Here is a 10,820-nt window from a genome sequence, read left to right as displayed (position 1 = left end):
CACAAGCCAAGGAACACGCTCATGGCAGTCGGCAAGGAAATACGCGGCAAGATCAAGAGTGTCGAGAACACCAAGAAGATCACCAAGGCCATGGAGATGGTCGCCGCCGCCAAGATGCGCAAGGCGCAGGACCGCATGCGCGCGGCCCGGCCCTACAGCGACAAGATCCGCAACATGGCGGCCAACCTGTCGCAGGCGAACCCGGAGTACAGGCATCCCTTCCTCGTGAAGAGCGAGGGCGCCAAGACCGCCGGCTTCATCGTGGTGACGACCGACAAGGGCCTGTGCGGCGGCTTGAACACCAACGTGCTGCGCGCCGTGACCGCCAAGCTCCGTGAGCTGGAGGGCCAGGGCGTCAAGTCCGAAGCGGTGGCGATCGGCAACAAGGGCCTGGGCTTCCTCAACCGCATCGGCGCGAAGGTGGTCTCGCACGCCACCCAGCTCGGCGACAAGCCCTCGCTCGACAAGCTGATCGGCCCGGTCAAGGTACTGCTCGACGCCTATGCCGAAGGCAGGCTCTCGGCCGTGTACCTGTGCTACACGCGCTTCATCAACACGATGAAGCAGGAGCCCATGGTGCAGCAGTTGCTGCCGCTGTCGGCCGAGGCCATGACGGCCGACGCGCCCGCGCCGGGCAGCGCGAACCACAGCTGGGACTACATCTACGAGCCCGACGCGGCCACGGTGATCGACGAGCTGCTGGTCCGCTACACCGAGGCGCTGATCTACCAGGCGGTGGCCGAGAACATCGCCTCCGAACAGTCGGCCCGCATGGTGGCGATGAAGTCTGCCACCGACAACGCCGGCAACGTGATCGCCGAGCTCAAGCTGATCTACAACAAGACCCGCCAAGCCGCGATCACCAAGGAACTGTCCGAGATCGTCGCGGGCGCCGCAGCGGTCTGAACCTCAAGAATCGACTCGAAGGAAATCAAGATGGCGATGAACATGCAAACCGCTGAAGGCAAGATCGTGCAGTGCATCGGTGCGGTGGTGGACGTGGAGTTCCCGCGCAACGCGATGCCCAAGGTGTACGACGCCCTCAAGATGGAAGGCTCGGCCCTCACGCTCGAAGTGCAGCAGCAGCTCGGCGACGGCGTGGTGCGCACCATCGCGCTGGGCTCGTCGGACGGCCTGCGCCGCGGCATGATCATCAGCAACACCGGCAAGCCGATCTCGGTGCCGGTGGGCAAGGCCACGCTGGGTCGCATCATGGACGTGCTGGGCGCGCCGATCGACGAGCGCGGCCCGGTCGGCCAGGAGCTCACCGCCTCCATCCACCGCAAGCCGCCGGCCTATGACGAGCTGTCGCCCTCGCAGGAACTGCTTGAGACCGGTATCAAGGTCATCGACTTGATCTGCCCGTTTGCCAAGGGCGGCAAGGTGGGTCTGTTCGGCGGTGCCGGCGTCGGCAAGACCGTGAACATGATGGAGCTGATCAACAACATCGCGAAGGCTCACTCGGGCCTGTCGGTGTTCGCCGGCGTGGGCGAGCGCACCCGCGAGGGCAACGACTTCTATCACGAGATGGCCGAGTCGGGCGTCGTCAACCTGGAGAACCTGGGCGAGTCCAAGGTCGCGATGGTCTACGGCCAGATGAACGAGCCGCCGGGCAACCGCCTGCGCGTGGCGTTGACCGGCCTGACCATCGCCGAGTCCTTCCGCGACGAAGGCCGCGACGTGCTGTTCTTCGTCGACAACATCTACCGCTTCACACTGGCCGGCACCGAGGTCTCGGCGCTGCTCGGCCGCATGCCGTCGGCGGTGGGCTACCAGCCGACGCTGGCCGAGGAAATGGGCCGCCTGCAGGAGCGCATCACCTCCACCAAGGTCGGCTCGATCACCTCGATCCAGGCCGTGTACGTGCCGGCGGACGACCTGACCGACCCCTCGCCCGCGACCACCTTCGCGCACCTGGACTCCACCGTGGTGCTGTCGCGAGACATTGCCTCGCTGGGCATCTACCCCGCGGTGGACCCGCTCGACTCGACCTCGCGTCAGCTCGATCCGAACGTCGTGGGCGACGAGCACTACCAGACCGCGCGCGCGGTGCAGAACACGCTGCAGCGCTACAAGGAACTGCGCGACATCATCGCCATCCTGGGCATGGACGAATTGAGCCCGGAAGACAAGCTGGCCGTGGCGCGTGCCCGCAAGATCCAGCGCTTCCTGTCGCAGCCCTTCCACGTCGCCGAGGTCTTTACCGGCTCGCCGGGCAAGTACGTGAGCCTGAAGGAAACCATCCGCGGCTTCAAGATGATCGTGGCGGGCGAATGCGATTCGCTGCCCGAGCAGGCCTTCTACATGGTCGGCACCATCGACGAGGCCTTCGAGAAGGCCAAGAAGATTCAATAAGGGGCGCGCATGGCCACCCTCAAAGTCGACGTCGTCTCCGCCGAAGAGTCCATCTTCTCCGGCGAGGCGAAGTTCGTCGCCCTGCCGGGCGAAAACGGCGAACTCGGCATCCTGCCGCGCCACACGCCGCTGATCACCCGCATCCGGCCGGGTGCGGTGCGCATCGAGCGTGCCGACACGGGCGAGGAAGAGTTCGTGTTCGTGGCCGGTGGCATCCTCGAGGTGCAGCCGGGCTCGGTCACCGTGCTGGCCGACACCGCCATCCGTGGCAAGGACCTCGACGAAGCCAAGGCGGGCGAAGCCAAGAAGCTCGCGGAAGACGCGATGAAAAACGCGAAGAGCGACATCGACTTCGCCAAGGCGCAAAGCGAGTTCGCCGCCATGGCGGCGCAGATCGCGGCGCTGCGCAGATTCCGCAAGAAGTAAGCGCGCTTATCCACCGACACAGGCCCGCTGCGTGCGGGCCTAGTTCATTGGAAGCCGCCGGGCTGCCGTCGAGCGGCGACCCGCCGGCGTTGCGCTGACTAACCCAGGTCGGCGGCGCGATACCGCTCAGCCTTGCGTGGCACGGGGTCGTGCGTGCGGAAACAGCCCCTTGCGATCAGAGGCGCGACACCTCAAGCGCACAGCGCCGCCAATGCAGCCAGCACCGCCAGTGGCGCCGTCTCGGCGCGCAGCACGCGCCGGCCCAGCGTCACGGGCTGCAGACCGGCGCCCAGCGCGGCGGCCTCTTCCCGGGGGCTGAGCCCGCCTTCGGGTCCGCTCAGAAACACCAGCGCCGAGCCCGTTCGCACGGCGGGACCGAGCGCCTCGGCAATGGGTTGCGTGCCTTCGGACAAACTGAGGACGAAGCGCGCGCTCGCAGGCGCAGCCGCCGGTGCGGCCAGCCATTCGGCTAGCGAGCGCACCGGCTGCAGCGTCGGCAGGCGTGCGCGGCCGCATTGCTCGGCGGCGGCACTCGCCACGCCCTGCCAGTGCGTCAGCTTGCGGCCAGCTCGCTCGCCGCTCAAGCGCAGGACCGAGCGCTCGCAGACCAGCGGCTGGATCTCGGCCACGCCGAGCTCGGTGGCTTTTTCGATCAGCCAGTCCATGCGCTCGTTGGCCGGCATGCCGACCGCCAGCGTGACCGCCATGGGCAGTTCGCAATCCACCGCCTGCGACGCACCGACGCGGACCTGTACGACGCTGCGGCCGATCTGCAGGAGCTCGGCCGACCAGTCGGCACCGCCGCCATCGAACAGCAGGACTGCATCGCCCGGCTGCAGCCGCAGCACCTGCACGTGGCGCGCGGCGGCCGCCGGTAGCGCAGCCTCGAGACCCGGCGCGAGCGGCAGATCGACGTGAAAGCGTGGCAAAGCGGGCACAGTAGCGGGCGTCAGTGGCGAGGCGGGCAGTGTGCCCGAGTGCCGCGGCGCACGCGCGCGCCGCCGTCGGTTCACGGCATCATCGCGCCATGGACCAATTGCGAGCGATGCGCGTGTTCGCCGCCGTCATCGAGGCCGGCAGCTTCAACGGCGCGGCCACCGCGCTGCGCCTGTCGCCCGCCGCGGTGACCCGGCACATTGCCGAACTCGAAGACCACCTCGACGCGCGCCTGATCAACCGCACCACGCGCCGCCTGGCACTCACCGACATCGGCGAAGCCTATCTCGAGAAAGCCCGGCAGATCCTCACGCACGTCGACGAAGCCGAGGCCCTGGCCAGCAGCGCCGGGCGCGAACCGCGCGGCCTGGTCAGAGTGCTGGTGCCACCGGCCTTCGCGGTGCACCAGATCGCCAAGCACCTGCCGCGCTTTCATGCCCGCTTCCCGAAGGTGTCGCTCGAGCTGACCGTGCCCGGGGCGGTGCAGGCGGTCGACGAGAGCCAGGACGTCACCATCCTCATGGTCGACGCGCCGCTGCAGGGGGAGTTCATTGCGCGCCGGCTGGCACGATCGGAAGGGATCCTTTGCGCGGCGCCCGAATACCTGCTGCGCCGCGAGGTGCCGGAGCATCCGCGCGACCTTGGCAGCCATGTTGCGCTGCTGCCGGCCGGTGCGTCACGCCCCCGTGAACTGACCTTCCGGCGCAGCGCCGGAGCGGGCGGCGAGCCGAGCGAAGTCTTCCGCGTGGTGCCGCGGCCTTCGGCTCTGCACACCCATCATGTCGATACCCACTACGCCGCGGCGCTGGCCGGCCTCGGCATCGCCGGGCTGCCCAGTTTCGTGGCTGAAGAGGCGCTGCTCGAAGGTGCGCTGGTGCGCTTGTTGCCGGAGTGGACTGTGTTCAGCGTCATGCTTTATGCGGCGCTGCCGACGCGCCAGCACATCCCGGTACGCACGCGCGCCTTCGTCGATTTCCTAATCGAAACCTTCGGCGGCGAAGATCGCGACCCGTGGCTGCTGGCGGCCGGTTGCGAGACTCAGCTCACCGAAGCGCCCGCCGTCGCCGCCGGGGCCACGCCGGCGCTTCAGAACGTGTAGCCGGTCCGGCGCTCGGTGCCCGCCAGGTCTTCGAGCAAGAGGGCGAGCGGCTGCAGGCCGGCGTAGCGGCTGGCCACGCGGTGGGCGTAGCGCCACACCATCGGCAGGTCGCGCAGGTAGCCGTGCTTGCCGTCGCGGTGCGACAAGCGCGCGAAGATGCCCAGCACCTTGAGGTGGCGCTGCAGCGCCATCCATTCGAAGTCGCGCCAGAACGCGCCGAAGTCCGCATCGACCGGCAGGCCGGCCTTGCGCGCGCGCTCCCAGTAGCGCACGGCCCAGTCGAGCTGGACGTCCTCGTCCCACTCGATGTAGGCGTCGCGCAGCAGTGAGGCGATGTCGTATGTGATCGGGCCCCATACCGCGTCCTGGAAGTCCAGGATTCCGGGGGCCGCGCTTTCACCGCCGCTCAGCATCAGGTTGCGCGAGTGGTAATCGCGGTGCACCAGCACACCCGGCTGCGCCGTGCAGGCGTCGAGGATCAGCTCGAACGCACGCTCCAGCTGTCCGCGCTCCGCGTCGCTCGAGGTGCGGCCACAGTGTTTCCCGATGTACCAGTCGGGGAAGAGATCGAGTTCACGCCGCAGCAGCGCTCGGTCGTAGTCGGCCACGCCGGCGGCCCGGGCTTCGGCGGCGCCGATGCACTGCAGTTTCACCAGGGCGTCGATCGCGGCGAGATAGAGCGGGGCGGCCGCTCGCGCGTCGCGTCCGGCCAGCGCCGTCAGGAAGGTGGTGTTGCCCAAGTCGCCGAGCAGCATGAAACCGTGCTCGCGGTCCCAGTGCAGTACTTCGGGGGCGTCGAGGCCGCCGGAGCGCAGCAGCGCCGCGATCTTCACGAACGGCCCGCAGTCTTCGTGCGCGGGAGGCGCATCCATCACGATGCGCGGGCCTTGCTCGCTGTCCAGCCGCAGGTAGCGTCGAAAGCTCGCATCGGCGCTGGCCACGCGCAGGCTGTCGGCATTCAGGCCGAGCTCGTCGGGCAAGGCCACGAGCCAGGCTTTGAAGGCGCTCTCGCGCTCTGTATCGGTCCAGCGCAAGGGAAGGGAGGATGCAGTCACGGCAGGGACCGCGGCGTGCGGTCGAAAAGGCTGAAGGATCCGCGCGCAAGCAGTTCGAAACGCAAGACTGCGATCGCCAGCGAGGAGGCGCGTGGAATAATCGATTCTACAAATCGCACCGCCTGCCGGCGCAGCGGTGTTCCGCCACAGCGGCTGCTGCGCAGCCCCTTGCAGCAGCCTTCTTCCTTGCCTTCCTCGCTGTTGTCCGTCGCCGCCTGCGCTGCCCGTCGTTTGCAGCACGGCCGACCCTTGTTGCACCGCGCCGTCGTCGCTATCGCGGCGCTGGCCGTGTGCGCTGGCACGGCCACAGCGCAAGACAGCCCCGAGATCGAAGGCCCGGGCCTGCGGCCGGGCACCGGCAGCGGCCTGCGGCTGCTGCCGCGCGGTAGCGCCGAAGACGACGAACCGGTGGTGATCGAGGCCGACCGCCTATACGGGCGTCCGGAGCGCGAATCGGTGGCAGAAGGCGACGTCGTGTTTCGTCGCGGGCCGCTGCTGATGAAGGCCGATCGGGTGGAGTACCAGGTGCCCACCGACACGGCGCGTGCGACCGGCAACGTCGAGATCACCCGCAACGGCAACACCTTCAGCGGCCCGGAAGTCGAGATCGGCGTGCAGCGCTTCGAAGGCTACTTCCTGTCGCCCAGTTACTACTTCGGGCGTACCCAGGCCGGCGGCAGCGCCGAGCGCTTCGACTTCCTGGACGAGTACCGCGGCGTCGCCACCGGCGCCACCTACACGAGCTGCCCCGCGCCCGATCCGGCGTGGATTCTCAGCACCGACCGCGTCATGCTCGACACCGCCGCCGACATCGGCGTGGCCGAAGGTGCGGTGCTGCGCTTTTACGGCGTGCCGATCCTGGCCGCGCCGACCTTGAGCTTTCCGCTGTCCGACGCGCGCAAGTCAGGTTGGCTGCCGCCGAGCATCGGTCTGGACAGCAAGAGCGGCCTCGAACTCTCGGTGCCGTACTACTGGAACATCGCGCCCAACCGCGACGCGACCCTGATGCCCACGGTGATGAGCCGGCGCGGCGCCGCGCTCGACACCGAGTTCCGCTATCTCGAGCCGCGCTATCAAGGTGCTGCGCAGGTCTTCATGCTGCCCGACGACCAGGTCGCGAACCGTTCACGCTGGTCGCTCAACCTGGAGCACGAAGCGCGCTGGAGCGGGCTGCGGGTCGGCGCTGTCGATTACGGCGCGCAGGTACAACGCGCTTCGGACGACGAATACTGGAAGGATTTCTCCAGCCGGCTGCCCAGCCTCACGCCTCGCCTGCTCCCCTCGAGCGCCTACGCCACGCGCCGCATCGACAGCGCTTACGGCGACACCGTCGCCTACGCGCAGGTGCAGCACTGGCAGGTGCTGCAGGAGCGGGAGCCCGACGCCTTCATCGTCGCCCCCTATCAGCGCGAGCCGCAGGTCGGCCTGCGCCAGCGCGGTGCAGCAGCGGGCTTCGAATGGCGCTGGGAAACCGAGGCCAACCGCTTCACCAACGACGACCCGACGCTCGTGACCGGTGCCCGCCTGCACGGGCTCGGCACGCTGGCGCGGCCGTTTTGGCCGCTGGGCGTGCCGGGCTGGACCATCACTCCGCGCGTGTCGCTCAACAGTGCGGCCTATGACATCGCGCCGCCGCGCGAGGGCGACGCAACGGGAGAGCGGGTCAGCGCGTCGCGCACCATTCCCAGCTTGTCGCTCGACAGCGCCTGGGTGTTCGAGCGCCCGACCGGCGCCTTCGGCCGCGACCTCACGCAAACGCTCGAGCCGCGGCTGTTCTACGTCAACACGCCTTATCGCGATCAATCCGAGCTGCCCAATTTCGACAGCGCAGCCAACGACTTCAATTTCACGTCGATCTACTCGGACAACGTGTTTTCCGGCATCGACCGCGTGTCGGATGCGAACCAGCTCACCGCCGGCCTGACCACGCGCTTTCTCGACCGCCAGACCGGGGCCGAAGCGCTGCGCCTGGGCATTGCGCAGCGCATGCTGCTGCGCACCCAGCGCATCACGCCAGACGGCGAGCCGATCACCAACCGTTTCTCCGACTTCCTCCTGCTCGGCGCCACCAACCTGGTGCCCGGCTGGTGGCTCGACGCCACGGTGCAATACAACTCGGAAACCGACCGGACCGCGCGCTCGATCGTCGGCGCACGCTACTCCCCCGGGCCGTTTCGCACCATCGGCGCGACCTACCGCTACACGCGCAATGCCAGCGAGCAGGTCGAAGTCGGCTGGCAGTGGCCGATCAACGACGCGGCGCGCCAGCAGGCGGCGGCCGCCCTGGTGCGCGAGAGCCAAGCGCGCGACGTCCTGGGCGGTGTTCCGCCGCGCGCCGTCCAGACCACCGGCTGTGTCGGCGCCTGGTATACCGTGGGCCGCCTCAACTACAGCCGTCGCGATTCGCGCATCACGGACTCGCTGATCGGCTTCGAGTACGACTCCGGCTGCTGGATCGGCCGCGTAGTGGCCGAGCGGCTGTCCACCGGGCGCAGCGAGGCGACCACGCGCTTGATGTTCCAGCTCGAGCTGGTGGGACTCTCTCGCCTGGGTTCCAACCCCCTGGGAGCGCTGAGGGACAATATCTCTGGCTACCGGCTGCTGCGCGACGACGAGCCCTTCGTCGCGCCGGCCCTGGCGATTCCCTGAACCTGGCCATGCCTTCCATTCCTTCTTTCGTACACGCCCTGCGGCGCGGCGCCCTTGCCGCCGGTCTGCTCGTCGCCGGCCTCGTGGTTGCAGCTGCGGCCGTTGCGCAGCCCGTGCAAGGCGAGCGCAGCGCGGCGCGCTCCGCCGACTACATCGTCGCTGTCGTCAATCAGGAACTGGTGACCAACGGCGAGGTGCAACAGCGCGTGGCCGCGGTGCGGCGCGACGCCGCGCAGAGCGGCGCCCGCCTGCCGGTCGACGACGAACTGCGCCGCCAGGTGCTAGAGGCCATGATCAACGAGCGTGCCCAGCTCACGCATGCACGTGACAGCGGCATGCGCATCGACGAGGCCGAGCTCGACCGCACCGTGGCCAACGTCGCGGCGCAAAACCGCATCGATCTGGCCCAGTTGCGCGAGCGGCTGCGCAGCGAGGGCATCGACTTCACGCGCTTTCGCAATACCCTGCGCGATCAGATGCTGCTGGAGCGCGTGCGCGAGCGCGAGGTCAATTCGCGCATCCGCATCAGCGAGGCCGAAATCGACACCCTCCTTGCCTCGCGTGCCAGTGGGGCGGCGCCGCCCGAGTACAACGTCGCTCAGCTGTTGATCGGCGTGCCCGAAGGCGCCGGCGAGGCCGAAGTTGCGGAGCGCCGCCGGGTCGCCGAGCAGGCGCTGGCGCGAGCACGCGACGGGGAAGATTTCGCCCAGCTGGTGAACGAGCTGTCGACGGGCCCCAAAGAGCAGGGCGGCGCGCTCGGCCTGCGCCCTGCCGACCGGCTGCCCGAACTGTTCGTCGCTGCCGTGGCGCCGCTGCGTGCCGGCCAGACGGCGCCGCAGGTGCTGCGTTCGGGGGCAGGCTTTCACGTGCTCAAGCTGCTCGAGCGCCGCGACGGGGGCCTGCGCGTCACGCAGACGCGGGCTCGTCACATCCTGCTGCGTCCGTCATCGCAGCTCAGCGAGAGTGCGGCCATCGAGCGGCTGGCGGAGTTCAAGCAGCAGGTTGCAGCGGGCGCGGCGAGCTTCGAGCAGCTCGCCCGGCAGAACTCGGAGGACGGCAGTGCCGCACAAGGTGGCGAACTCGGCTGGGCTTCGCCCGGACAGTTCGTGCCGGAGTTCGAGGACGCGATGAAGTCGCTGCAACCCGAACAGATCTCCGATCCGGTGGTCTCGCGCTTCGGCGTGCACCTGATCCAGGTGCTGGAGCGGCGCACGCAGGCGGTCGATCGCAAGCAGCAACGCGAGATCGCTCGCAACCTGCTGCGCGAGCGCAAGTTCGAGGCTGCCTACCTCGAATGGTCGCGCGAGGTGCGAGCGCGCGCCTATGTGGAGATGCGCGAGCCGCCGCAGTGACGGGGGCTCCGACGGTGGCGGAGACGACGCATGAGCTCCGGGGCGCCGTGGTGACGCTCGCGCTGGCAGCTTCCAGCCCATGCCGGCCCCGCCGGCGCAGCCCGTGAAGCACATTGCCCGCAAGCGCTTCGGTCAGCACTTCCTGACCGATCGCGCGGTGATCGACCGCATCGTTGCACTGATCGCGCCCAAGCCGGGCGAGGCGCTGGTCGAGATCGGCCCCGGCCTGGGCGCGATGACCGACCCACTCGTGGCGCGCAGCGAGCGCCTCACCGTCATCGAACTCGACCGCGATCTGGCGGCGCGCTTGCGTCGGCGGGGCGAACTGCAGGTCATCGAGGCCGACGTGCTGAGCGCGGACTTCGCTGCACTGGCGCAGGCGGCGGGTGCGAAGCTGCGAGTGGTGGGCAACCTGCCTTACAACATCTCCACCCCGATCCTGTTTCACCTGCTGCCTGTCGCCGGGCAGGTCAAAGACCAGCACTTCATGCTGCAAAAGGAAGTCGTCTCGCGCATGGCCGCTACGCCGGGCGGCAAGGACTACGGCCGGCTTTCCGTGATGCTGCAGTGGCGCTACGACATCGAAGCGGTGCTCGAGGTGCCGCCCGAGGCCTTCGAGCCGCCGCCGCGGGTGCATTCCGCTGTGGTGCGCATGCAGCCGTTCGCACAGCCGCCGCCCGTGGACGCCGCGCTGCTCGGCGAACTGGTGCAGGTGGCCTTCTCGCAGCGCCGCAAGCTGCTGCGCCACACGCTGGGGCGCTGGCTGGAGGCGCGCGGCTTTGCCGGGCGCTTCGATGTTCAGCGCCGGGCCGAAGAGGTGCCGGTGTCGCAGTACGTGGACCTGGCGCTGGAGTCGGCAGATCAAGGCTGAAGGACTGGCCGTCGTCACGAGGAGCGGCGCAAAAATGAAAACAGGCCCCGTAGGGCCTGTTTTTACGTCTGCCGGCG

Annotated in this window: 9 protein-coding genes; 7 read left to right on the top strand and 2 right to left on the bottom strand. The window is 68.7% G+C overall.

Annotated features, from left to right (window positions below):
- Nucleotides 1-21 precede the first annotated feature (21 nt).
- Genes atpG through H0W40_RS04930 form a run of 3 tightly spaced genes read left to right on the top strand, consistent with a single transcriptional unit; the run spans nt 22 to nt 2,781 of the window.
- The gene (gene atpG / locus H0W40_RS04940; protein ID WP_292443831.1) at nt 22-906 is read left to right on the top strand and encodes a F0F1 ATP synthase subunit gamma; all 885 of its coding nucleotides are present in this window, start codon (nt 22-24) and stop codon (nt 904-906) included.
- A gap of 42 nt (nt 907-948) precedes the next feature.
- The gene (gene atpD / locus H0W40_RS04935) at nt 949-2,355 is read left to right on the top strand and encodes a F0F1 ATP synthase subunit beta (protein WP_292443830.1); all 1,407 of its coding nucleotides are present in this window, start codon (nt 949-951) and stop codon (nt 2,353-2,355) included.
- 9 nt (nt 2,356-2,364) lie between these two features.
- A complete protein-coding gene (locus H0W40_RS04930; RefSeq protein WP_292443823.1) occupies nt 2,365-2,781 on the top strand; it encodes a F0F1 ATP synthase subunit epsilon in 417 nt (138 codons plus the stop codon).
- A 191-nt stretch (nt 2,782-2,972) separates the two neighbouring features.
- Here the strand turns inward: H0W40_RS04930 and H0W40_RS04925 are convergent, their stop codons facing one another.
- Nucleotides 2,973-3,710 carry a 16S rRNA (uracil(1498)-N(3))-methyltransferase gene (locus tag H0W40_RS04925; RefSeq protein WP_292443821.1) on the bottom strand — a complete coding sequence of 246 codons (738 nt, stop codon included), beginning with the start codon at nt 3,708-3,710 and terminating at the stop codon, nt 2,973-2,975.
- A 98-nt stretch (nt 3,711-3,808) separates the two neighbouring features.
- Here H0W40_RS04925 and H0W40_RS04920 point away from each other — a divergent pair, with 98 nt between their 5' ends.
- A complete protein-coding gene (locus H0W40_RS04920; protein ID WP_292443820.1) occupies nt 3,809-4,816 on the top strand; it encodes a LysR family transcriptional regulator in 1,008 nt (335 codons plus the stop codon).
- On the opposite strand, the gene H0W40_RS04915 is transcribed toward H0W40_RS04920, so the two are convergent.
- The gene (locus tag H0W40_RS04915) at nt 4,804-5,871 is read right to left on the bottom strand and encodes a phosphotransferase (RefSeq protein ID WP_292443818.1); all 1,068 of its coding nucleotides are present in this window, start codon (nt 5,869-5,871) and stop codon (nt 4,804-4,806) included. The two genes, H0W40_RS04920 and H0W40_RS04915, sit on opposite strands and share 13 nt — an antisense overlap.
- A gap of 249 nt (nt 5,872-6,120) precedes the next feature.
- On the opposite strand from H0W40_RS04915, the gene H0W40_RS04910 reads away from it, so the two are divergent.
- From H0W40_RS04910 to rsmA, 3 genes are all read left to right on the top strand, one after another.
- Entirely contained in the window at nt 6,121-8,520 is a 2,400-nt protein-coding gene (locus tag H0W40_RS04910; protein ID WP_292443816.1) for an LPS-assembly protein LptD, read from the top strand.
- Between the two features lie 8 nt (nt 8,521-8,528).
- A complete protein-coding gene (locus H0W40_RS04905; RefSeq protein ID WP_292443815.1) occupies nt 8,529-9,872 on the top strand; it encodes a peptidylprolyl isomerase in 1,344 nt (447 codons plus the stop codon).
- Nucleotides 9,873-9,975: 103 nt separating this feature from the next.
- Nucleotides 9,976-10,743 (top strand): 16S rRNA (adenine(1518)-N(6)/adenine(1519)-N(6))-dimethyltransferase RsmA, encoded by a 768-nt coding sequence (rsmA, locus tag H0W40_RS04900; protein WP_292443813.1) that lies wholly within the window; start codon nt 9,976-9,978, stop codon nt 10,741-10,743.
- Nucleotides 10,744-10,820: the final 77 nt, after the last annotated feature.

The sequence above is a fragment of the Methylibium sp. genome (genome assembly GCF_013817345.1).
Taxonomy (GTDB): Bacteria; Pseudomonadota; Gammaproteobacteria; order Burkholderiales; family Burkholderiaceae_C; genus Methylibium.
This window is presented reverse-complemented; position numbering and strand designations above follow the sequence as displayed.

Coding starts and splice junctions, on each gene's coding strand:
- atpG (WP_292443831.1), top strand. CDS start 22: ATGGCAGTCGGCAAGGAAATACGCGGCAAGATCAAGAGTGTCGAGAAC.
- H0W40_RS04920 (WP_292443820.1), top strand. CDS start 3,809: ATGGACCAATTGCGAGCGATGCGCGTGTTCGCCGCCGTCATCGAGGCC.
- H0W40_RS04930 (WP_292443823.1), top strand. CDS start 2,365: ATGGCCACCCTCAAAGTCGACGTCGTCTCCGCCGAAGAGTCCATCTTC.
- atpD (WP_292443830.1), top strand. CDS start 949: ATGCAAACCGCTGAAGGCAAGATCGTGCAGTGCATCGGTGCGGTGGTG.
- H0W40_RS04905 (WP_292443815.1), top strand. CDS start 8,529: ATGCCTTCCATTCCTTCTTTCGTACACGCCCTGCGGCGCGGCGCCCTT.